The 22124-nt window shown below is 41.9% G+C and carries 20 protein-coding genes; 17 read left to right on the plus strand and 3 right to left on the minus strand.

The annotated features are described in order from the left end of the window. Positions 1 to 71: 71 nt before the first annotated feature. From secA to BLQ57_RS12515, 8 genes are all read left to right on the plus strand, one after another. The gene (gene secA, locus BLQ57_RS12480; RefSeq protein WP_087939892.1) at positions 72 to 3458 is read left to right on the plus strand and encodes a preprotein translocase subunit SecA; all 3387 of its coding nucleotides are present in this window, start codon (positions 72 to 74) and stop codon (positions 3456 to 3458) included. A 4-nt stretch (positions 3459 to 3462) separates the two neighbouring features. Beyond that, positions 3463 to 4002 carry a hypothetical protein gene (locus BLQ57_RS12485; RefSeq protein WP_087939893.1) on the plus strand — a complete coding sequence of 180 codons (540 nt, stop codon included), beginning with the start codon at positions 3463 to 3465 and terminating at the stop codon, positions 4000 to 4002. After that, the gene (locus BLQ57_RS12490) at positions 3983 to 5173 is read left to right on the plus strand and encodes a M20 metallopeptidase family protein (protein WP_087939894.1); all 1191 of its coding nucleotides are present in this window, start codon (positions 3983 to 3985) and stop codon (positions 5171 to 5173) included. The genes BLQ57_RS12485 and BLQ57_RS12490 overlap by 20 nt, the downstream gene beginning before the upstream one ends. 56 nt (positions 5174 to 5229) lie before the next feature. Further along, on the plus strand, positions 5230 to 6003 hold the full coding sequence (locus BLQ57_RS12495) for a S1/P1 nuclease (protein WP_087939895.1): 774 nt from the start codon (positions 5230 to 5232) through the stop codon (positions 6001 to 6003). Between the two features lie 173 nt (positions 6004 to 6176). Next, positions 6177 to 8039, plus strand: a complete 1863-nt coding sequence (locus BLQ57_RS12500; RefSeq protein ID WP_087939896.1) for a tetratricopeptide repeat-containing sensor histidine kinase — start codon at positions 6177 to 6179, stop codon at positions 8037 to 8039. Positions 8040 to 8050: 11 nt separating this feature from the next. Next, positions 8051 to 8701: a response regulator gene (locus tag BLQ57_RS12505; protein ID WP_087939897.1), complete on the plus strand. Its 651-nt coding sequence runs from the start codon at positions 8051 to 8053 to the stop codon at positions 8699 to 8701. A gap of 83 nt (positions 8702 to 8784) precedes the next feature. After that, complete coding sequence (gene parS, locus BLQ57_RS12510; protein ID WP_087939898.1) at positions 8785 to 9285, plus strand: type II RES/Xre toxin-antitoxin system antitoxin; 501 nt, start codon at positions 8785 to 8787, stop codon at positions 9283 to 9285. Continuing rightward, positions 9285 to 9746 (plus strand): RES family NAD+ phosphorylase, encoded by a 462-nt coding sequence (locus BLQ57_RS12515; protein WP_087939899.1) that lies wholly within the window; start codon positions 9285 to 9287, stop codon positions 9744 to 9746. The genes parS and BLQ57_RS12515 overlap by 1 nt, the downstream gene beginning before the upstream one ends. A gap of 60 nt (positions 9747 to 9806) precedes the next feature. Here BLQ57_RS12515 and BLQ57_RS12520 read toward each other — a convergent pair whose 3' ends face one another. After that, positions 9807 to 11186, minus strand: coding sequence for a methyltransferase RsmF C-terminal domain-like protein (locus BLQ57_RS12520; RefSeq protein WP_087939900.1), 1380 nt, complete (start codon positions 11184 to 11186; stop codon positions 9807 to 9809). Between the two features lie 97 nt (positions 11187 to 11283). Here BLQ57_RS12520 and BLQ57_RS12525 point away from each other — a divergent pair, with 97 nt between their 5' ends. Beyond that, a complete protein-coding gene (locus BLQ57_RS12525; RefSeq protein WP_087939901.1) occupies positions 11284 to 11643 on the plus strand; it encodes a DUF1304 domain-containing protein in 360 nt (119 codons plus the stop codon). Between the two features lie 12 nt (positions 11644 to 11655). Beyond that, positions 11656 to 12498: a fumarylacetoacetate hydrolase family protein gene (locus BLQ57_RS12530; RefSeq protein WP_087939902.1), complete on the plus strand. Its 843-nt coding sequence runs from the start codon at positions 11656 to 11658 to the stop codon at positions 12496 to 12498. On the opposite strand, the gene BLQ57_RS12535 is transcribed toward BLQ57_RS12530, so the two are convergent. Further along, complete coding sequence (locus tag BLQ57_RS12535) at positions 12499 to 14685, minus strand: carbohydrate binding family 9 domain-containing protein (protein WP_087939903.1); 2187 nt, start codon at positions 14683 to 14685, stop codon at positions 12499 to 12501. It lies immediately after the preceding gene. 87 nt (positions 14686 to 14772) lie between these two features. Between BLQ57_RS12535 and BLQ57_RS12540 the strand changes: the two genes are divergently transcribed. The 7 genes from BLQ57_RS12540 (at position 14773) to BLQ57_RS12570 (ending at position 21569) form a co-directional block, all read left to right on the plus strand. Next, positions 14773 to 15204, plus strand: a complete 432-nt coding sequence (locus tag BLQ57_RS12540) for a secondary thiamine-phosphate synthase enzyme YjbQ (protein ID WP_087939904.1) — start codon at positions 14773 to 14775, stop codon at positions 15202 to 15204. A gap of 74 nt (positions 15205 to 15278) precedes the next feature. Beyond that, positions 15279 to 17489 carry a DUF5916 domain-containing protein gene (locus tag BLQ57_RS12545; protein WP_139162724.1) on the plus strand — a complete coding sequence of 737 codons (2211 nt, stop codon included), beginning with the start codon at positions 15279 to 15281 and terminating at the stop codon, positions 17487 to 17489. 240 nt (positions 17490 to 17729) lie between these two features. Beyond that, the gene (locus tag BLQ57_RS12550; protein ID WP_087939905.1) at positions 17730 to 18545 is read left to right on the plus strand and encodes a sensor histidine kinase; all 816 of its coding nucleotides are present in this window, start codon (positions 17730 to 17732) and stop codon (positions 18543 to 18545) included. After that, on the plus strand, positions 18542 to 19288 hold the full coding sequence (locus tag BLQ57_RS12555; RefSeq protein ID WP_087939906.1) for a LytR/AlgR family response regulator transcription factor: 747 nt from the start codon (positions 18542 to 18544) through the stop codon (positions 19286 to 19288). Before BLQ57_RS12550 ends, BLQ57_RS12555 begins: the two co-directional genes overlap by 4 nt. A gap of 97 nt (positions 19289 to 19385) precedes the next feature. After that, positions 19386 to 19748 carry a four helix bundle protein gene (locus BLQ57_RS12560; protein ID WP_087939907.1) on the plus strand — a complete coding sequence of 121 codons (363 nt, stop codon included), beginning with the start codon at positions 19386 to 19388 and terminating at the stop codon, positions 19746 to 19748. Between the two features lie 558 nt (positions 19749 to 20306). Then, positions 20307 to 20915, plus strand: coding sequence for a hypothetical protein (locus BLQ57_RS12565; protein WP_139162725.1), 609 nt, complete (start codon positions 20307 to 20309; stop codon positions 20913 to 20915). 3 nt (positions 20916 to 20918) lie between these two features. Then, a complete protein-coding gene (locus BLQ57_RS12570) occupies positions 20919 to 21569 on the plus strand; it encodes a hypothetical protein (RefSeq protein WP_087939909.1) in 651 nt (216 codons plus the stop codon). A gap of 352 nt (positions 21570 to 21921) precedes the next feature. On the opposite strand, the gene BLQ57_RS12575 is transcribed toward BLQ57_RS12570, so the two are convergent. Then, a partial coding sequence (locus BLQ57_RS12575; RefSeq protein WP_139162726.1) for an integrase core domain-containing protein occupies positions 21922 to 22124 on the minus strand: 203 nt, incomplete at its 5' end.

Consider the following 22124-nt stretch of genomic DNA (forward strand, 5'->3'; position numbering starts at 1 on the left):
ATTGGATTTATTATCAATTGTAATAAAAAGGCCTTAATTTTAAAGCCTGATTTCAGAATCAAAAAACAGACATGCTAGATTTTATTGCTAAAGGATTGGCCAAAGTGTTTGGTACCAAATCCGACCGAGATATAAAAGAACTCTTTCCAAAGGTAAAAGAGATCAATGATATTTTTGAGGGATTTAAATCTCTCACAGATGATGAGTTGAGGGCGCAGACTGAGGAGATCAAATCTGCTATCAATGAGCATTTGAAGAGTTTTGATGATCAAATTGCCAACTACAGAGTTGAAATTGAAAAACTACCCGCCGAATCGATTCATGAAAAGGATCAGCTTTTTACCCAAATCGAACAAGTAGAAAAGGACCGAGACGAGGCATTAGAGGTGATTTTGGAAAAAGTCATGCCTAAGGCATTTGCAGTGGTCAAGGAAACTGCACGACGATTCAAAGAAAATGGAAAGCTTACCGTAGCAGCATCGATCAAAGATAAGGAAATGGCTGCGGTCAAACCTCATGTGGAGATTGATGGTGAAAAGGCAACCTGGCACAACAAATGGCTTGCAGCCGGTACAGAGGTCATTTGGGACATGGTGCACTATGATGTGCAGCTCATCGGAGGAATGGTCCTTCATAAAGGAAAAATCGCAGAAATGGCAACGGGTGAAGGTAAAACCCTCGTGTCTACCCTCCCTGCTTACCTTAATGCATTAGCAGGAAGAGGAGTGCATATTGTGACAGTCAATGATTATCTAGCAAAGCGGGATTCCGAATGGAATGCACCACTTTTTGAATTTCACGGCTTGACGGTGGACTGTATCGATAAGTATCAGCCTAACTCTGCCGGAAGAAAAAAAGCCTATGGCTGTGATATCGTCTATGGTACCAATAATGAATTTGGCTTTGATTACCTCCGGGACAACATGGCTCGTGATTCCGGTGATTTAGTACAAGGCAAGCATCATTTTGCCATGGTGGATGAGGTCGATTCAGTCTTGATCGATGATGCTCGTACTCCATTGATTATTTCCGGACCTGTACCGAGAGGAGATGTACACGAATTTGATCAGATGAAGCCGCGGGTATCTACTCTAGTGGAGGAGCAGCGTAAACTAATGCAGGGATTTTTGGCTACAGCCAAAAAACAGATTGCAGAAGGGAACGATAAAGAAGGAGGTTTGGCACTTTTCAGAGCGTACCGAGGGATGCCAAAGTATAAGCCATTGATCAAATATCTTTCTGAACCAGGTATTCGGGTGATTCTTCAGAAGACCGAAAACTTTTACCTACAAGACAATAAGCGAAATATGCCTGAGGCAGACGAACCGCTTTTGTTTACAATCGATGAAAAGACCAACATCGTGGACCTCACTGATAGAGGGATAGAAACGATGACTACCAAAAATGAAGATCCGGATTTCTTTATCATGCCTGATATTGGTGTAGAAATCGCCGAACTGGAGAAAGACGAAAGCCTAGATGACAAAGAAAAACTGATCAGGAAAGAGGAAGTCATCAAAGACTATGGCATAAAGGCTCAGCGAATTCATACAGTCAATCAGCTATTGAAGGCCTATTGTATGTTTGAGCGAGATACGGAATACATCATCGTGGATGGCAAAGTGAAAATTGTCGATGAGCAAACCGGTCGAGTAATGGAAGGAAGACGCTATTCCGATGGCTTGCATCAGGCTATAGAGGCTAAAGAAAATGTCAAGGTAGAAGATGCGACCCAGACCTATGCAACGATTACCCTCCAAAACTACTTTAGAATGTACCATAAGCTGGCCGGTATGACAGGTACAGCAGAGACAGAAGCGGGAGAGTTTTGGGAAATCTACAAGTTGGACGTAGTCGTCATACCGACAAATAGACCAATTCAGAGAGACGATAGGGAAGATAAAGTCTACAAAACAGTTCGTGAGAAGTTCAACGCAGTAGTGGATGAAATCAACGAATTGGTAGCCAAAGGGAGACCGGTACTTGTTGGTACTACATCCGTAGAAATATCCGAGGTGCTCAGTAGAATGTTGACACTGAAGAAAATTCCACATCAAGTATTGAATGCTAAGCAGCATGCAAAAGAAGCAGATGTGGTAGCCGAAGCAGGTAAACCAGGTACAGTAACTATCGCCACGAATATGGCAGGTAGAGGTACAGATATCAAATTGACGCCAGAATCGAAGCAGGCGGGGGGTTTGGCTATCATAGGTACCGAGCGCCACGAGTCTAGACGAGTAGATAGGCAGTTGAGGGGTCGAGCGGGTCGTCAAGGAGACGTGGGTTCCTCTCAGTTTTTTGTGTCATTGGAGGATAGTTTGATGCGACTTTTTGGTTCGGATCGAATCGCCAAATTGATGGACAGAATGGGGCTGGAAGAAGGAGAAGTTATCCAGCACTCCATGATTACCAAGTCTATCGAGCGCGCTCAGCGTAAAGTGGAGGAAAACAACTTCGGTACACGAAAGCGACTCCTCGAATACGATGATGTGATGAACTCCCAGAGAGAGGTAGTTTACAAGCGTAGAAGAAATGCTTTGAAAGGTGAACGCCTGGAATTGGATATACTCAATATCATGTATGACGTCTGCGAAAGTGTCATTGACATGGGTAAGTCCACAGAAGATCTGGAAAATCTCCGAATGAATATTTTCACTTCATTGGGAGTAGATTATCAGATCTCCGAAAATGACTTGAAAACCAAGGACAACCAGCAGCTGACTCAGGAGCTCTATTCCGAAGCGTTCAAGTTTTATAAAGAGAAAAACGAGAAAATCACCCAGACTGCCATGCCGATATTGCAGCGGGTACATGCAGAAAGAGGCGCTACCGTAAAGGATATTATGGTGCCGATTTCGGATGGAATCAAGCAAATAGGTGTCGTGGTGAACCTGGAGAGAATGCTGGAAACAGAAGGGCGCGAACTGATCAGAGCTTTGGAGAAAAGTGTCACGCTCGCGATCATTGATCAAAACTGGAAAGAGCACTTGCGAGACATGGATGACCTTAAGCAGTCCGTACAAAATGCAGTTTATGAGCAGAAAGACCCACTTTTGATCTATAAGTTTGAAGCTTTTGAAATGTTTAAGCGCTTTATAGGCAAGCTCAACGAAGACATGATATCCTTCTTGAGTAGAGCAGACCTGCCTAAGCAAGATCCAAACCAAGTCAGCGCCGCTCAAGTACCTCCTAGACAGCAGGCAGATCAAAACGTACAAGCTTCTAAAGCTGAAGTAGCTAGCTCTTTGAATCCTGGAGCAGGTCGTGCGGTAGCGGCTGCAGCCACTGCAGGGAGGACAGCACCTCAGGTAGTCGCACCTAGAAAGTCAGAAAAGACCTATGGTAGAAATGACCGAGTCTCGGTGCAGTACACCAACGGGAACGTAAAAAATGACGTAAAATATAAAAGTGTAGAGCAGGACATCCAAGAGGGGAAATGTGTAATTGTAGAAAACTAATCTCATGAAGTACATCGGGGTATTGGCTTTAGTCGTTTTTCTTGGTGCTTGCAAAAGTTCCAGTCCGACAGTGGACAAAGCGGCCTCTTTTGAAAATTATCAGGAAGACCTCAGTAGTTATCTGCCTAACTATCCTGATTATCAGCAGAAAGTGAAGGAAACGGATCAAGTAGATTCGGAAATATCTGCTGAGGCCATCGATGAGGATCTTGCAGCACTTGCCAAGGAGGAATACGACAAGAAAAAATCTGACCCTTACTTCAATGGTTACAAAGTTCTCATTTTCTCAGGACTTGACAGAGAGCAGGCCTTTAAAACTGTAGAGGATATGGAAGAGCTTTTCCCCGATATCCAAGCAGATATGCAGTATCAACAACCTCGATATATGGTCAAGGTCGGTCGGTTTGCTTACAAAGTGGAGGCCTTGAAATATTACAATCAATTAAAAAAAGAATTTCCTACGGCACGGATTATTCAAGACAGAATTCTTCGTCAAGAATTTACCGTACCAAGCCAAGAAATAGATGCTGAAAGACAAAATTAAATCCCTTGCCCAAAATCTTAAAGAGGAAGTAATCGCCAACAGAAGGCATCTTCATGCCAATCCGGAGCTTTCTTACAAAGAATATGAGACGGCTCAATTTGTCAAGCAAAAACTAGAGGAGATAGGCGTCAATCGTATAGAACAAAAAGCTAGCACAGGATGGACCGCTTTGATTGAGGGAAAAAACCCCACAAAAAAAATTGTTGCGCTTCGAGCAGATATGGACGCGTTACCAATTATTGAGGCTAACGATGTACCCTATAAATCAAAAAAAGAAGGTGTAATGCATGCTTGCGGACATGATGCCCATACTGCTTCCCTTCTTGGTGCTGCAAAAATTTTATATGGGGTCAAAGACCAATTTGAGGGGACAATCAAATTAATTTTTCAACCTGGAGAAGAAGTAGCACCTGGTGGAGCTTCCTTTATGATCAAAGACGGAGCATTGGAAAACCCCAGACCTAATGGAATTATAGGACAGCATGTGATGCCATTTATTCCTTCGGGTAAAGTCGGTTTCAGACAGGGAATTTACATGGCGAGCGCAGATGAGTTGTACGTCACAGTGAAAGGGAAAGGTGGTCATGGTGCCATGCCTGAGACACTGATTGATCCTGTTTTAATCGCTTCTCACCTTATTGTTGCGCTGCAGCAAGTAGTCAGCCGAGCAGCCAATCCAAAAGTACCTTCGGTTTTGTCCTTTGGACGGGTAGAGGCCTTGGGTGCTACCAATGTGATTCCAAATGAAGTCAAAATTCAGGGTACTTTCAGAACCTTAAATGAAGACTGGAGAGCTCAGGCACATCAAAAGATGCTTCAGATAGCAAAAGGACTGGTAGAAGGAATGGGAGGAGAAGTGGATTTTGAAATTCGAAAAGGCTATCCTTTCCTTCAGAATGATCCCGAGCTAACTGAGCGTGCCACACTGGCTGCAAAAGAATACCTAGGTGAAGAAAATGTCCTTGACTTGGATATCTGGATGGCAGCGGAGGATTTTGCCTATTATTCGCAGGAAATCGACGGTTGTTTTTATCGTTTGGGTACTCGAAATGAAGAAAAAGGAATAATTTCTAGTGTACACACTCCCACTTTTGACATTGATGAGGATGCCTTGGAAATCGGGGCAGGATTGATGGCCTGGTTGGCAGTTTCCGAACTCGAAAAAGCGTAATAATTTCCTAATCTTTCTTTAAGAATTCCCCTGTATTTTCGCATCAAAATTAGCTTATGAAAAAATTTAAGTTTCTTGCTTCTGCCTTCTTATTTACCATGATCGTTACCCAATCATTTGCTTGGGGTCAATTGGGGCATTACCTCATCGGTCTGATGGCAGAGCGGCAAATGAAAAAATCCACGCTGAAAAAAGTGGAAAAAGTAATTCAGCCCATGTCGCTGGCAAGAAGTGGTACCTGGATGGACGAAATCCGTTCTGACCGTGCCTATGATTACGCCACCACTTGGCATTACCTGACTAGTAAAGAGGGAGAATATGACCCTGCTCATCAGGAAGAGACCGGAGATGCCTATGAAGCTATTATTCGTATCAAAAATGAATTGAAGGCCGGTGGACTTTCTGCTGTAGAAGAAGCAGAAAAGCTAAAAATGCTCATTCACATGGTGGAGGATATCCATCAGCCCCTCCATGTAGGTACTGGTGAAGATCGCGGAGGAAATGATGTGAAAATCGAGTTTTTCGGAAACCCGACCAACCTTCATGCGCTCTGGGATAGCGGGATGATTGAGCGTCAAGGCATGAGCTATTCGGAAATTGCTGATGAGCTTTATCGGAGGATAACCCCCGAGCTCCAAGCAGGATATAGAAATGCTTCTATGCAAGATTGGTTAAAGGAAGCAGTAAGCCTCAGAGCAGTCGTCTATGATCTTCCAGAAAATAAGCGAATCAGCTATCAGTACATCTATAATAATTACAAGGTAGCTGAAGAAAGAATGATTGCAGCTAGCGTAAGACTAGCTCAAATTTTAGAAGAAATCTACGGATAATTCTCCGTATAAAATTTTGAAAACAAAGCTCTTGACTACATGATCAAGGGCTTTTTCTTTTTTAAGCATTTTTTGAGGAAGAAAAGAGGAGGTTTTTGACATAAGTCTAGGGGTTCTAAATTTTGGTTTGAAAGAATTTTATATTTTTAAGAATGATTTGATATTTAGTCGGTATGAAACGCTGCTTCTCTTCAGTTATTTTTATTCTTGTTTTGAGTACACAAGCCTTTTGTCAAGATCTCATTCAAGAATTGGGTAGGATGTATTCCAATTTGGATTCAGGTGAATTTTATTTGAAGGAAGCTAGAAAAAAATTGAAGACTGCCAGTGATACAGGGGTTTATCTTTATTATGTGGCAGAATACCAAAATCTACTTAGCAATACTCAAGAGTCCAGACGCTTGTTTTTAGAAGCTCTCCCCAAGTACACTGAAGAAAATGCCTCCCTTCGATCTATAACCTATATCCGATTGACTCGAATGGATCAATCAAGTGGACTTTTTGATCAAGCGCTGGACTTTGCTCAGCAAGGGTTAGATTATGCACAGACGATTGCAGATACGGGTAGAATGGCTTACCACTTGGCGGATATTTCGGTGATTCATCATGACATGGAGAACTATGAACTGGGGGTAGAATATGGAAAGCGTGCTTTGGGAATATTGAAAGCCAGCCAAGATCCTGACCCTTATTATCAATCCATAGTCTTAAATGCAATAGGAATTAATTTCGATGATTGGAGTAAGCCCGATAGCGCTTTGAGCTATCATTTTCAAGTTTTGGACCTGATGGACGATTTGGATAGTGCTCGTGTGTTTTTTGTTTGGAATAATATCGGAAACACACTCCTCAAGCAAGAAAAGTATCAAGAGGCCGAAAAATGGCTACAAATAGCCAAAAGAATCAATCAAAAAGATCGGCAAAATTCCTACGGGTTGGCGACAAATTATACTAATCTAGCTACCATTGCTTATAATCAGGATCAATGGGGAAGGGCACGAACCCTGCTGGATAGTGCTCAGTATTTTGTAGAGAAAAGTGAATCCACGGAAAAAAAGCGTGATTACCTCTATGAGGAATACCGCTTTCGTAAAGCCAAAGGAGACTTATCCTCAGCCATGGATTACCTGGAGCAATATGCAGCCTTGAAGGATACCATCTTCAAAGAGGAGCGAATCAAAACCATGGGAGAATTGGAAGCGATCTATGAAGTGGAACAGAAAGAACGTCAATTGGCAGAGTCTAGGGCTCGGTTGGCCGAGAATGAGTTGGTCGTCGAGAGTCGAAATAATCAACTCTTATTGTTGCTGCTTTTCCTTTTGATTTCTTTGGGGCTTGGGTTTTTCATTTATTACCGGCAAAAAAACAAAACCCGGCACCTGGAACAGGAAGCCAAACTTCAAGCTATTTTTGCGGAGCAACAGACCCAGAGGAAGCTTCAAGAACAGCGTAGTAGAATCTCCTCTGATCTCCATGACAATATTGGAGCGCAACTGACTTTTATTGTTTCTACATTAAAAAATCTCAAATACACAGACCTTTCTAAAGAGAGAATTGCGGAGAAACTGGATCAAATTTCGGACTTTACTGTTGAAACAGTAAATGAGCTAAGAGATACGATCTGGGCGATGAACAAGGAGACAATCAATTTAGAGGATTTGCAGACGAGGATTTATGGATTGATCGAAAAAGCAAATACTGCATGCCCGGGTACTAAATTTGAGCTCGAAGTGGATCCTAAGGTGGAGCTGGAAGGCTTGTCTCTGAATTCCATGGAAGGAATTAATTACTTTAGGATCATTCAGGAGGCAGTAAATAATGCCATCAAGCATGCTTCAGCCGAAGAAATCAAAATTCTGATCACTTGCGAGGCACAAAAACTAGTGGTCAAAATCAAAGACAATGGAAAGGGGATTTCACAAGAAAATAGCTTGGGAAATGGCCTCGGAAATATGAAAGTAAGAGCAGAGCGAATCGGTAGAAAATTGCAAGTTTTGAGTTTCCCCGATCGAGGAACTGAAATCAGTATCATTTAAATCAAAAAAGCATGTCTATTAAAATCGCAATAGCTGAGGATAATTCATTTTTGTTGAAAGCGATTTTGGATAAGCTTGCTATTTATCCAGATTTAGAGGTGAAATTTCACGGGTCAAATGGGCTGGAATTTTTGGAAAAACTTCATGTAGATCCCAATATCCATTTGATCTTGATGGATATAGAAATGCCTAAAATGAATGGGATAGAAACCGTCGCCGAAGTCACAAAAAAATATCCTCACATCAAGACCATTATGCTTACGGTCTTTGATAATGACGAACATATTTTTAGAGCTATTCAGGCCGGGGCCAATGGGTATTTTCTCAAGGAAGTAAGCCCTCCTGACCTCTATCAAGGCATCTTGGACACACTAGCTGGTGGAGCAGCGATGACGCCGTCGATTGCACTAAAAACATTGAAATTACTTCGGAATCCTCCTCAATTCGAAGAACCCAAAGAGGAAATAAAACTGACCAAAAGAGAGGTAGAGATTTTGGAACAAACCTCAAAAGGACTCACCTACCAGCAAATCTCCGAAAACCTTTTTATCTCTCCCAAAACTGTAAGAAAGCACACCGAAAATATTTACCAGAAACTCCAGGTCCACAACAAACTCGAAGCAGTGCAGAAAGCCGTCAAAAACCGGATTATTGAAGGGTGAGTTTTAGGAGAATGATTAAAAAATTTCCAAAAACGAGTCATTTTTAGAAAAATGTCGTATATTAAAAGACAAATGTCCTAGAAATGAGCGATTCATATCATCAAAAAATAGAAATAGTAGCGGAAGAGATGGCTACTTATGTGACTGGGATTCCTGGGTATTCCAGATTTCCTTCCTTGAGAGGGGTTCCATTAAGTAGTTTTTTTTCTGATCGCATGATGGTAGTCGATGTAATCCGTCAAGGGATTCCCACTTCGCTTTTTATGTCTTTCAAGGATTTGGCTCCCTTTTCAGATCAAGAATGGTCTGATTTTTTAGACATATCCCTGAAGTCTCTTCAGCGCTACAAAAAGGAATCGGATTATGTTTTTCGCTCGATTCATTCCGAAAAGATCATCGAGCTAATGGAGGTGACCTTGGTGGGTTTGGAGGTGTTTGACTCAGTTGAGGATTTCGCTGTATGGCTCAATACAAAATCCTATGCGCTTGGTGATCGTCGTCCTATTGACTTGCTTCGGGATTCCTATGGCAAAGAGCTCGTGCTTAATGAGCTTCATCGTATAGATCAGGGAATATTTGCCTGATGCGGGTTTTTCGATTGATGCGGAAAAAGTACGGGATTGCTTTATCCGGAAAGGGCGCTGCGCTCTCCGGTAACAGGTGGAATTCCAAAGGAACCGAAATAATCTACTCTGCGGATAGTCGAGCTTTGGCCATGGCCGAGGTGGCGGTTCATCTTTCCCTTTCCATTTTGCCTAAGGACTATGTGATGGTTGAGATTGATATTCCGGATTCTATTTCTGTAGCCTCACTTTCTGTTGAAAAATTACCCGAGAACTGGAATGGTTTTCCTCATCTTTTGGATACACAATTGGTGGGCGATGATTTTGTATCGGAGCAAAAAAGCTGTGTTTTGAAGGTTCCTTCGGCAGTGGTTCCGGGGGATTTTAATTTCCTCATTAATCCTTTTCACCCTGAGTTTTCTCAAATTCAAATTGTAGATCAAGAAGATTTTCCTTTCGATCGGAGACTATTTAGGTCCTAGTTTACCACTTGGTTTGTTCCTTCACTAACATTGGTAAATTGCTCAATCCAGAAAAACAGCTTATAAATGCCGAATTCGCCATTCTTTTGGGTAATAATTATTGATCCGATTGCCCAGATTTTTGATCCAGCCTAAAGGAAGAGATTGGTAACAAACCAATGTCCATCCTTTTTCTAAATCAAGTAGTTTAAGCTCTCCTTTTCGTAAAAATGTAAGTGCTTGTTCTTGATCCAATTCAATTGTATTATATTGATTTTTTGGTAAAGTTGATAAAGCCCAAGCGGGACTCGGAATCCATTCTTTCCCTTGCTTTTTTCCAATCTCTACACCAAAATACTTGATGCTCAGGTGTTGCGACAACTTATCCACATGGTTTTTCCAATTGTGATGGATTCGGAAATAGCTTTCGTTTAATTGATAATAAGCCCCATTTGGAGCAATACCCAATTCAGAATCCAACTGTTCTGCTTCTTTGGCTCCAATTTCTTTCAAAAAGCGATGCTTAAAATCTTTCATCTTTTTGGGTACAAGGCTGTAAGCATTTTCCGGCCGTTTTAATATGGTGATAAAAAATCCCTCCCCCTCTACTAAATGAGGAAAAAACCGATATCCAAAAAAATCACCATACTCGGTTTCGACCTTACTTTCTATGATTTGCCAAGTGGGATCAAGGGGAATCCGAACGGGCTCATAAGAGAACTCATCGGTCAAAAACCGGATCATTTCCTCATTTTCAAGTTCGTTGAACGTGCAGGTGCTATAGATCAAGTAGCCTCCCGCTTTTACTAGAGCACCCGCTCTATCCATGATTCGTTTTTGTCTTGCCGAACAAAGCATGACGTGGTCTGTGGACCATTCTTCCCGGGCTTGAGGATCCTTCCGAAACATTCCCTCGCCCGAGCAGGGGGCATCTACCAAAACCAAATCAAAAAAACCTTCTAAGGGCTCAAAATGCTCGGGGTCATTATTGCTAACCAAGATATTCCCCAAACCCCACTTGATGCAGTTTTCCTTGAGAATCTGAGCTCGTGCTTGAATGACTTCGTTTGCTACCAAAAAACCTTCTTCACCGAGATAGGAGCTTAGTAATGTTGACTTCCCTCCCGGTGCTGCGGCCAAATCTAGAAATATCCCTTTTTCCACTTTTTGACTTTGAAGGATATGGTCGATAAACATAGAAGAGGCTTCCTGCACATAATAGGCACCGGCATGAAAGCTCGGGTCTAAAGTAAAGGAGGGGCGGTTTTCTAAAAAATATCCGTTTTTAGACCATAAAATCCGCTCTTTCAGTTCAAAATTTGGCTTCTTCTTCCAAGGGTTAAGCCTAATGGAGGTTTTGACCTCGTTTTCGATTGCCTTTTCAAATTCCTCATAAACCACTTCTCCGAGAAGACTTTTCATTTGGTTTTGAAAGGCTGGTGGAAGCTTGGAAGAGGTCATCGAAATTAGTTTTGCACAAAGGTAAGGAAGTAGTCTCGTTTTTGGGGGATTGGATTGAGATGAGTTGTCCCAAAAAATTCCTAATTTGAAAAAATAAATGGTAATCCTTATTCACATTTTCGTTGGTATTATTGCCTTGCAGCACCTCCTATTTTTTTGGATGGAAGCGATGGTATGGGAAAGCTATGGTCGTAAAGTTTTTGGTGGAACTAGGGAGTTTTTCAAATCCACCAAATTCTTGGCCGCTAACCAAGGCCTGTATAATGGATTTTTGGCAGCTGGACTGATCTGGTCCTATTTTATCCAAGATGATTTTGCTTTTCAAGTCCAGGTTTTCTTTCTCTCCTGCATTCTGATAGCAGGAATGTTTGGAGCATTTACGGTAAGCAAAAAAATATTCTGGGTTCAGGCTGTACCAGCTTTGATTACCTTGATTTTACTTCTGATTAATTCTTAAACCTATTATACCATGAAATTGTATAAAATTGAAAATAAACCACTATTGGATATCAATGGGGACTTTTATTTAGGTCCTGATGCTGACTGGGATCAATTGCTGGGCCGAGATCGTCTGAAGGATCTCTTGTATTCAGAGGCTCAGCACTGGGAACAGTTGACAAAAGAAGAGGCTGGATCTCTCATGCAAGAGGGAGTTCAAGCGCCTATGGGAAATCAAGAGGTTTGGGCTGCCGGTGTTACTTATTACCGAAGCCGCACCGCAAGAATGGAGGAATCCCTTGATGCCGGTGGAGCGGATTTTTATGATAAAGTCTATGATGCAAATCGACCTGAATTGTTTTTTAAAGCGACAGCTAGTAGAGTTTCCAATCCTGGAGAAAAAGTGAATATCCGAAAGGATTCCACTTGGGATGTACCCGAACCCGAACTCACACTTTTGCTTTCTCCCTCAGGAAAAGTTCAGGGCTTCACTATTGGAAATGATATGAGCAGTCGTAGCATAGAGGGAGAAAACCCACTTTATCTACCTCAGGCTAAAATGTATCTGGGCTCTGCAGCTTTAGGTCCTTGTATCTTGATTCAAAATGAAATAGATGAGCAATCTACCATTCAGCTGAGAATTTTCAGAAATACAAGCCAGGTTTTTTCTGAAAAAACAGAGTTGACACAATTAAAAAGGAAACCACAGGAGTTAGCGGATTGGCTTTTTAGGTCAAATGTATTTCCCTTGGGATGTTTTCTCATGACGGGAACAGGGATCGTACCCGATAACTTTACCCTTGAGCAGGGAGATCGTATTCAAATTGAAATAGAGGGAATCGGTATTTTGGAAAATTTGGTAGGAAAAATTTGATTAAAACCGAAAGGTATACGCTAGCTTCACAGCGGTTCCGGTTTCGGTAGTAATCAATCGCTCCATTTGCTCTATCCAGTTGTGATTATAGACGACGAATAGCGTATTTCCTGGCTCGATGACCCAAACAAAGCGGGTATTGGTACCAAGAAACTTGGACAGGTTGTCGTATTGAATGTTAAAATTCAAGGAAACCCAAGGTGAAAAATCATAGGCCGTTATGACCTGAAATAGGTTGGTTTGAAAGCTACCCTTGGCCAATCGCACTGTACTATGGTCCCATCTCGTGCTAATGTTAAGGCCAATTACAGGCCTAAAAAATGCATCCATTTGCAAATTTTGACGTCTACCCGTCCAAAAACCAATATTTGAATAAGAAAGCGAGCCACCCACTCGTCGAAAACCGGCTGTGGATAAGTCCAAAGAATAGCCTTGATTGTTATAATTGCCTGTTTCTATGACGTATTGACCATCTCTTAAAATATCAAAAGGAAAATCTAAAAATTCATAATTGGAAAGGATCCTAATTTCCATATTGTCCCCTGATTCTAGTCTTATTCCCAGAATACTCAAGCGATTATTTACCGTCAGCGGCTTCCAATCCATTCCCATCAAATACTCCAGATAATATCCCCAACTCAGCTCTCGGATAAATGCACTGTTTTCTACCAAAGGACTAAAGGAAATACTGGGCTGAAGCCTTCTAAAACCCACTCTAGGGGCGAATCCCACTGCAGGATTGTATGCTGTTCCAAATTCTCTGTAAGAAGTATGCGCCTCCCAAGGTTGATTGGGAAAATTAAAACGAAAACCTCGAACAGATCGGTCCCACTGACTTCCTGCGCCTTCGACTCTGTCGGGCGAATGACCTACAATAAAGGCTTCAAACTGTAAGTTTTTGTTTCCAAGAAATTTAGAGGTACTCAAGCTTAAATCTGCCCCATAGGTTTCTCTCACCCCTACTGAGTCATCGGCTGTTTGGCGGCGTGTGTAAATAGCGCCTACCGTGCTTTCGGAACCTAGATTCTGTAAAACTCGGGCAACGGTGAAGTTTTCAGCACCACGAAATTCACTCTCCGCTGTGCTGACTTGATAAAAGCCTACATCAGTACTTTTGATCCGTCCGATCATCCTTGCCCCGTATCTGATGGGGACCGGACGACCACTCTCCAAACCAACTCTGCGGCTGAAGTAGGGGTTTGGATTACTCGCTGGCGCAAAGAGAAAAACATTGGCACCTTGAAGAAAAAAGTCTCTACGCTCGGGAAAAAAGAGTGGAAAACGTGTCAAGTTGACCTGTCTGTTGTCCACCTCAGTTTCGGCAAAATCCGTATTGATGGTGACTCCGGCTTTTAGATTGGGGTTGATGTTGTAATTGATCTCCCCGCCAGCGTTAGCAGAATAAGTACTTGAAAAGCTTTCTGTATTTCCTTCTCGTATTCGGTTTTGCGTGCCGATGACATAAGGAATCGCTTCCAGTCCAATGCCTTGGGAAAGCCCACTTAAATTATCCAACACCCCTGCATCTTGAGGTCGCCTGATTCCTTGATTTCGCTGATGTCCAGACCAGAGGGCGATTTCATTTTTTCGCCGTATGATCCGCTGAAAATTAATGCCCCACTCCCTGAGATCAGGATCAAAATTCAGTGTCATCAGAGGAATTCGGATTTCTGCTTCCCATCCGCGCGCAGTGACCGAGACCCAAGCTTGCCAAATCCCATTCCAGGCAATATTCAAATTTGACCCTTGACCGGTGCGCAGTATTCCATCTCGCATAAGGCCCAGGGGATTGATTTCGAAAAAATAGGAAGAGCGCTGATCGTTGTAGCTGTCGATGATCATGGTAAAGCTATCATCGGTTTCTAGACTTTCATCTCGGCGACGCTGAAAGCCCTTGATTTTATCGGGCTCCGAATCAAATAGGATAACCCCGATGTATAGATTCTTTTCATCGTAAGCTATCCGAACTTCCGTTTTTTCCGTGGACGGCCTGCCTTCTTGAGGCTCTTGCTGAAGAAAATCAGAAGCAGGTAAAATTTCAGTCCAGAGATTTTCATTCACTTTTCCATCCAGTCTAAGCTCCTCTCCTGCTTGTAAGGCTTTGGCAGTGACACGTAACTTTTCTTGACCCAAAGCACAGAGGGAAATGGAATAAAAGATGACATAAATGAAAAGCTTTTTCACCATAAGGTAAAGCTAGGGATTGCATATTGTCCAGATGATTTGTTTTTTACCAATGGTCTAAGGACCTTTTCTTCCAAAAATCGAATGACCATGAATCTGATCTTCCAAAATGAACTCCAACTGGGAGCCTACTCTTCAGGATACCATTTGATTACAGAAGAAGTTTTGGAAGCCATACCTGAAATCAGGCAAATCCAAACAGGGCTTTTACAGGTGTTCATCCAGCATACCTCTGCCGCATTGACGATCAATGAAAATGCCGATCCCAGCGTGAGAAAAGACTTTCTAACCTTTGTCAATGAATTAATTCCGGAAACTTATCCACGCTTTATCCACACTTATGAAGGCTCGGATGATATGCCTGCGCACCTTAAAGCCAGTTTTTTTGATTCCAGCCTCCAAATTCCCATTACCGGTGGAAAACTCAACCTTGGAATATGGCAAGGAATTTACCTTTGTGAATTTAGAAGGCATGCAACAGGGAGAAAGCTGATATTGACCGCCTTCGGATTCGGTAAATAAATAAAAGCGACCACTTATAAAAATATCCCTTTCTATGAATAGTACAATAATACTTTTGTACCATCAACTAAACTATGGGATACCTTACACGCATTTTGATCTTTTGTGCGCCGCTATTTTGCGTGCTTTCATCTTCCGCTTTTGCTCAGCAGTTGAATGCTTTTGCGTTTGAATTAAAGGAGCCGATTGTCCTTGACGGGATTTTAGATGAAGAAATTTGGGGCCCCGAAGGCTGGAATGATAATTTTACTCAATACTTTCCTTACGATACCTCGGCGGCAGCTGCTCAAAGTAGGGTAAAGATTGCTTTTGACGATAATAACCTCTACATCGCTGCCATCATGGAAAATACCGGACCTCGAAAGTACGTGTCCACATCCCTGAGAAGAGATTATCGTGGCGAGCAAAATGATGGAATCAGCTTTGTCTTTGATACCTTCAATGACAAAACAAATGCCTTTCAGTTTGGGATCAATCCATACGGTGTGCAGCGCGAGGCGCTTTTAGCTAATGGAGGTGCACGCTCTGAGGACCTGAATCTGGCATGGGACAATAAATGGTACGCGAGAGCTTCAATTCATGAAAATCACTGGCAGGTAGAGGCGATTATTCCACTGTCCACGATTCGATTTAAAGACGGAGCTCAAAATTGGAATGTGAATTTTTACAGAATAGACAGTCATTATGGGGAAAGAAGCAGTTGGACACCCATTCCCCGGAATTTTCCAATCATTTCCACGGCTTTCAGTAGGCCCTTGATTTTTGAAAAACCGCTTAAAAAAAATTCGGCAAATATTTCATTGATCCCATTTATTGCAGGTCGTACCTCACAGAATTTTCTGGAAGGTACATCCGAGGCCTTTACACCCGCTGTAGGAGGTGATGCCAAAGTGGGGATCGGTCCGGCATTGAACCTGGACCTGACCTTCAATCCGGACTTCTCACAAGTGGAAGTCGATCAGCAGGTAACCAACTTGGATCGATTTGAGATTTTCTTTCCGGAGCGGAGACAATTTTTCTTAGAGAATGGAGATCTCTTTGCCAGTTTTGGTCACCCTTTAGCCAGACCATTTTTCTCCAGAAGAATCGGCGTAGATAGAGATAGTGCTACGGGTCAAAATGTGCAAAATAAAATCATCTATGGAGCACGATTATCAGGAAAAGTCACAGATGACTGGCGAGTGGGACTCATGAATATGCAAACGGCTACGGATGAAGACCGGGGAATATCCGGCAAAAATTTCAGCGTATTGGCCGTACAGAAAAAGGTCTTTTCTCGCTCAAATGTCGGATTCATTTTTGTGGATCGTGAATCTTTGGCTTTAGACGAATATCAAAGTCTTTTCAACCCCAACGAATACAATCGAATGATGGGAGTGGAGTATAATTTGGCCTCTGAGGACAATCGCTGGACGGGAAAGGCGCTCTATCATCGGACATTTGAAAGTATAGATAAAGAGAATCCCAGGACACTGAATGCCTACATTCTGTATAGTGACTTGCACTGGCGATGGAGTGCGAGTTATCTCGATATCGGTGCGGGTTATAATCCTGAAGTTGGATTTGTTCCTCGGGTGGATTACAAGCGATTTAATCCCGACTTGGGTTATCGATTTTTTCCAAAGTCAAAATTTATTAACAGTCACGGTCCTCAAATCGAATATGAGCTCCGATGGAACGAAACCTTAGGAAATACCGATAGAGATATCGGACTGCAATATGAGGTTCGTTTTCAGTCTTTGGCGCAGTTTACGGTAGGTTATACAAATAGCTACGTTTACCTTTTTGATGATTTTGATCCAACGCGAACGGGCGGTGAACCCCTCTTGGCAGGCACGGATTATACCGTAAGTCGATACGGGTTTGAGTTTCGAAGCAATCCCCGTCAAGCTTTCAACTTTAGACTGGAAGGAGAGGCAGGGGAATATTTTACGGGTGATATTGCCTCGTTGAGAAGTGAAATGGCTTGGAGAATTGGATATACGGCCAATATTGGGATGAACTTTAGCTATAATCGCATTCGGCTTCCCGAGCCTCAAAACGACGCAGACCTTTTACTCGTAGGCCCTCGAATCGACTTGACATTTACCAAGTCGCTCTTCTGGACGACCTTTATTCAGTACAATAATCAGATCGAAAATATCAACGTCAACACCCGTCTTCAGTGGCGATTTGCCCCAGTCTCGGATTTCTTCTTGGTGTACACGGACAATTATTTTCCCGATACCTTCAATTCCAAACAGCGCTCACTGGTGCTGAAGCTGAATTATTGGTTGAATATTTGATCAACGCCAGATTCCTGAGTTGGTAAATCAGTCTTTTTTACCTCTCAAAAGGATAGTCTGTATTTCTGGATTATCCTGTGCTAATCTTTTGCACATTCTTTATTTTTATGTGAATTTTTTGTTTGTAATGACTTGATTGTCAAATAATTTTTTAATTTCAACTACTAAATCTTATAAAAAAGCTTTTTGTGAATTCCAAAGCTGCTGTTGTTAGGAATTCATTTTTTAAAGCACCGAGAGATGTATTCGATGATGATCACTGTTTTTGTTTTTCAGTCGACTTCCCCCAATGAGGAAAATGCTGAGATTTTTGTTGCCTTGCTTGCCGGATTAGTTCCGGTTTTGCTCGCATTCTTGTTTTTGTTTTTTGTCATTTACCGATCTCGTCGAGAGGCTGTTGCCAGAGCGGTCGAAACCCAAATTCGCCTTTCCAAAGTGGAAGGTGAACTCAAAGCATTGCGTGCACAGATTAATCCTCATTTTATTTTCAATTGCCTCAATTCTATTCATCACTTTATTCAGCAGCAGGATGCCAGGCTGGCAGGAGATTATTTGATAAAATTCTCCAAACTGATCCGCTATGTTTTGGAGAACTCGAGCAAAAACTGGGTGACGCTTGCTGAGGAGTTGGAGGCAAATGAGCTGTACTTGCAGTTGGAACAGCTCCGAACGGGAAATGCTTTTCGATTTGACTTTGATGTGGATCCTCAGATTTCACAGGATCAAACCTTTATCCCTCCCATGCTGATTCAGCCTTTTTTGGAAAATGCCGTCTGGCATGGCTTGAGTCAAGAAGGTCTAGTAAAGTTACATATTCAACCCAATGGAGGAACCTACTTACATTGTCGGATTACCGATGAGGGATTGTCTGCTATCGAAAAACCGGCCTATGACCTCAGCAAGCTGGTCAAGAAGAGCAGCATGGGCATTCAACTGATGGAAGAGCGGTTTAAAATTCTGAATGAGTGGAAAGGCTTCGAGGCTGGCTATGAATTTAAGGATAAGTTGAATGGGGGGCGAGAAGTTTTATTGACTATACCTTTTGAAGAAGAATGAAAAATAAGTATCGCGTATTGGTGGTGGAGGATGAACCGAAGGCACGGGAGCAGTTGGTGGGAATGCTCGGGCAGTTTGAGGACTTTTCGGATATTTTCGAGGCAGGTTCGCTCAAGGAGGCTCAGCGCATTTGTGAGTCTGAAGATTTGGATTTGGCATTTTGTGATGTGATGCTACCCGATGGCATGTCCTTGGACTGGATCGCACAAAGGGGAAAAATCGATTTTGAATTGATTTTCATTACCTCGCATCAGGATTTTGCCACCAAAGCGTTTCGCTTGGCAGCTTTGGATTACCTGCTCAAACCATTGGATAAGGAAGAATTTCGCACGGCGGTTTTGCGCTTTTTGACCAAAAAGGACAAAAAAAATTCCCAAATCGAGCAATTGATCCACAATCTAAAATCCCCTAAAGAGCAAACGAAAATCGCTTTGCCCACGCTGCACGGCTATCTTTTTGTGGAGATCCGTCAGATTGTCCGCTGTGAATCCGACAATACCTACACCAATTTCTTTCTGAAGGATGGGAAAAAGCTTTTGGTATCCCGCACACTCAAAGATGTGGAGCAGCTATTGGAGGATTTTGGTTTTTGCCGGGTTCATAATTCCCACTTGATCAATATGGACTATGTGGAAGAATACCTAAAAGGAGAAGGCGGGCAGGTGAAGTTGAGTGATGGGACGCATGTGGATGTATCTAGAAGGCGGAAGGAGGAGTTTTTGGGGCAGCTGAAAAAATGGTAAGCAATGGTCAATTATCAATTATCAATGAGCAATTACCAATTAGTAATGGTCAATTATCAAGGATGAAAAATTAACAAGTTCAAATTATTTAATAGAAATGGAAAAGCGATATGATTTGGAGGAGCGATTGGTTCAGTTTGCAGGGGAGAGCATTAAGTTTTGCAATTCATTGGGGAACACCTTCGCTGAAAATCATCTCAAGGGGCAATTGATCCGGTCTGCTTGCGGGGCTTGCCTGAATTATGGAGAAGCGCAAGGGGCAGAAAGCAAGAAGGATTTTGCTCATAAAAACGGAATCGTTTTGAAAGAGCTGAAGGAATCACGGTCAACGTTAAAGATTTTGGCTTATTCCGAATTCGGTGATGTGAAATTGCGTGATGTCCTATTGTGTGAAACTGAAGAACTCTGTGCAATATTCGGAAGAATCATAACGAGTGCCAGGAAAAACCTAGGACAATGAGCCATGGGCAATGACCAATTTCCAATTTTCAATGTGCAATTACCAATGTCTGGCTTTCCCTAAATGTAAAAGAGAGTGAGAGGAGAATGAGATTCATGAAAAAGGCCTTATGATTGGAAAATGTAAATAGTAAAAAAACCTTTGAGTCCTTAGTGCACTTTGTGGTAGCCCCCAAAAACTACTTGAAAGTAACCGAAATCTAGTTGAAGATGGTGAGGATAAAAAGTATGGAGAATATTGGGATCAGATTTTCAATGAAGAAATTTGGTCGAAACAGCAGCCGGCCAAAATCTCGGGCCGAAGGAGCTAAATTGGGGTGATTAAGCAATTTCCGGAGGCATTTTTTCCGGGTATTTTATCTAATAGCAAATACAAAACATAAGAAAACTGACTATGGAAAATAGAGGCAAGATCAAGCCCATCTCTTACGTGCTCGCTTCAGAGTATATTAAAAATTTGGTAGAAGAGGGGATTTTGGAATCTTTTGATCAAGTAATCGGAGGAGTGTTTGAAGCTAAAAAACTAAAGAAGTGGAGTCGGAAAAAGAAATTCCCGGGCTTGATGTTTTGGTATTGTTTAGATCCTGAAACAAAAAAGCCTTTTATTTCAATTGAAAGAGTAAAGAACAAATTTAAATACGAACAAGACGGTGATACCAGAAATCTTCCCGGTGATGAAATGGGACGAGGGAGAAAGTGCCGATTGAGTAAGAATTTTAATCAAACTCAGTTCAATAATAAAAATGGAGAAGACTTAAAAAATGAAATTTTAGAATTCTTGATTACCGATAGCGGTAAGCCTTCAGATACATTTGAAAGGAAGTCATTTGCTGAAACAGCCGAATTAGTTAATGAATTTAGAAATGAGAAAAGTTACCATCAGTCAGGCTTCGCTTATTTTACCTTTTCTGAAGATAATCCTCCTGAGGGACAAGATCCTACAACATATCGAAAATTTATTAGTGAGTTTTTCGATCAGGGCGAAAAAGTAAAATATATCCGATATTATTTTGGATATGAGCCTAGCTACTCAAAAGATAATTTGAGACTGATTTTGGTGCCAGTTGATAAAGAAGGAAGAAACTTTTTGCCTAAAGATAAGCAGGGTTTAATCTCAGAAGATGGTCCCGTTTTACTTCAATACTCCTGGCCGCCACGAAATCCCTGATCTATGTTCCAAACGATTCCCATTCAGGAAATTTCTTCCGCAGCGATTTGGGTTCCGCTGATTTTGGCAGGCTTAAAGTGGAAAACAGGCGACAAGAAATTGCGTCTGTTTTTTGCGTTTCTGCTGTTTGGGGCACTGACAGATGGCTTAGGTTGGTTGGCCTACGTAATTCTTCAAAGTGATCTATTACAGGATATTCATCCCTATGTTCAATTTTCCTACCTCTGGTTTGAAGTGCTTTTTTTTGTTTGGTTGGCCTATAGTTTTTATCGGACCAAGAGTAGGGTGTTTTGGAGAAAGGTTTTTTGGATAGTGTCGAGTTTGGTTTTTTTGATCGATGGTGTAAATCGCTTTGGTCCTGGTGAACATAATGAGACTTTTTCTGCCTTCGTTTATTCAGGTGTTTTGGTATTGAGTGCATTTTTGATGGCTTTTGCCCTATTACATTTGGCCGAGGAAAAAGGAGAAATCCTCCGGGAGCCCTGGTTTTGGATTCTAGGCGGGATATTCTTTTACTGTTTTTCCTGTTTTTTTATCGACATGTTGGGCTTTACCAACCTAGCGGAAGGACTCTGGCCCTACCGGGTGATCCTCAATATGATTCAGTACGTGTTTTTTGTGGTGGGGCTGGTGAAGATGAGCAATGGACAATGAGCATCACGATAGGTGACAATGTCCCCTTTGTTTCTTGGTGATTCTACCGAATTCTAAATGAAAGTAACCAGAAATTTCTAATTCATTATTGAAATCTAATTTGTTATTCAGATAATAAGAGCTTTTCAACATTTTTGAAGCCAAAATATTCCTGTCCTAAAAATATTTTAGTCATGAAAAAGAATAAAAACTTAGTGATTTTTTTCCTTTTAGCAATTGAGCATACCCCAATTGTTAGGACAGAATTCATTTGACTTCAAGTATACAGAGGCCGGTTGAGTTTTCCATATTTCCACACCTGAAAATCCCTTTTTAGATTTTCAGAAGAGTGTGGGAATGTGGTAAACTCGTTTCACGCCACCTGCTCAATCATGGAATATGCTTCTGCAGGAATTCTGTTGTCCAGACTACTGTGCCTTCTACGGTGATTGTAATAATCCATGTATTCTGCCAGCTGTGCATAGAGATCCAATCCGTCCTGTGGTGGGTTGAGATAAATCTTTTCGTACTTGATGGTTCTCCAGAACCGTTCGATAAACACATTGTCTATGGCTC

Origin of the sequence: Algoriphagus faecimaris (genome assembly GCF_900101705.1) — a bacterium.
Lineage (GTDB): Bacteria > Bacteroidota > Bacteroidia > Cytophagales > Cyclobacteriaceae > Algoriphagus > Algoriphagus faecimaris.

What these genes read in the sequence shown, in the direction of transcription:
- secA (WP_087939892.1), top strand. Translation starts at nt 72, where the DNA reads ATGCTAGATTTTATTGCTAAAGGATTGGCCAAAGTGTTTGGTACCAAA.
- BLQ57_RS12515 (WP_087939899.1), top strand. Translation starts at nt 9,285, where the DNA reads ATGCGGGTTTTTCGATTGATGCGGAAAAAGTACGGGATTGCTTTATCC.
- BLQ57_RS12490 (WP_087939894.1), top strand. Translation starts at nt 3,983, where the DNA reads ATGCTGAAAGACAAAATTAAATCCCTTGCCCAAAATCTTAAAGAGGAA.
- BLQ57_RS12530 (WP_087939902.1), top strand. Translation starts at nt 11,656, where the DNA reads ATGAAATTGTATAAAATTGAAAATAAACCACTATTGGATATCAATGGG.
- BLQ57_RS12495 (WP_087939895.1), top strand. Translation starts at nt 5,230, where the DNA reads ATGAAAAAATTTAAGTTTCTTGCTTCTGCCTTCTTATTTACCATGATC.
- BLQ57_RS12560 (WP_087939907.1), top strand. Translation starts at nt 19,386, where the DNA reads ATGGAAAAGCGATATGATTTGGAGGAGCGATTGGTTCAGTTTGCAGGG.
- BLQ57_RS12570 (WP_087939909.1), top strand. Translation starts at nt 20,919, where the DNA reads ATGTTCCAAACGATTCCCATTCAGGAAATTTCTTCCGCAGCGATTTGG.
- BLQ57_RS12555 (WP_087939906.1), top strand. Translation starts at nt 18,542, where the DNA reads ATGAAAAATAAGTATCGCGTATTGGTGGTGGAGGATGAACCGAAGGCA.
- BLQ57_RS12505 (WP_087939897.1), top strand. Translation starts at nt 8,051, where the DNA reads ATGTCTATTAAAATCGCAATAGCTGAGGATAATTCATTTTTGTTGAAA.
- parS (WP_087939898.1), top strand. Translation starts at nt 8,785, where the DNA reads ATGAGCGATTCATATCATCAAAAAATAGAAATAGTAGCGGAAGAGATG.
- BLQ57_RS12535 (WP_087939903.1), bottom strand. Translation starts at nt 14,685, where the DNA reads ATGGTGAAAAAGCTTTTCATTTATGTCATCTTTTATTCCATTTCCCTC.
- BLQ57_RS12485 (WP_087939893.1), top strand. Translation starts at nt 3,463, where the DNA reads ATGAAGTACATCGGGGTATTGGCTTTAGTCGTTTTTCTTGGTGCTTGC.
- BLQ57_RS12520 (WP_087939900.1), bottom strand. Translation starts at nt 11,186, where the DNA reads ATGACCTCTTCCAAGCTTCCACCAGCCTTTCAAAACCAAATGAAAAGT.
- BLQ57_RS12545 (WP_139162724.1), top strand. Translation starts at nt 15,279, where the DNA reads ATGGGATACCTTACACGCATTTTGATCTTTTGTGCGCCGCTATTTTGC.
- BLQ57_RS12500 (WP_087939896.1), top strand. Translation starts at nt 6,177, where the DNA reads ATGAAACGCTGCTTCTCTTCAGTTATTTTTATTCTTGTTTTGAGTACA.
- BLQ57_RS12550 (WP_087939905.1), top strand. Translation starts at nt 17,730, where the DNA reads ATGTATTCGATGATGATCACTGTTTTTGTTTTTCAGTCGACTTCCCCC.
- BLQ57_RS12525 (WP_087939901.1), top strand. Translation starts at nt 11,284, where the DNA reads ATGGTAATCCTTATTCACATTTTCGTTGGTATTATTGCCTTGCAGCAC.
- BLQ57_RS12540 (WP_087939904.1), top strand. Translation starts at nt 14,773, where the DNA reads ATGAATCTGATCTTCCAAAATGAACTCCAACTGGGAGCCTACTCTTCA.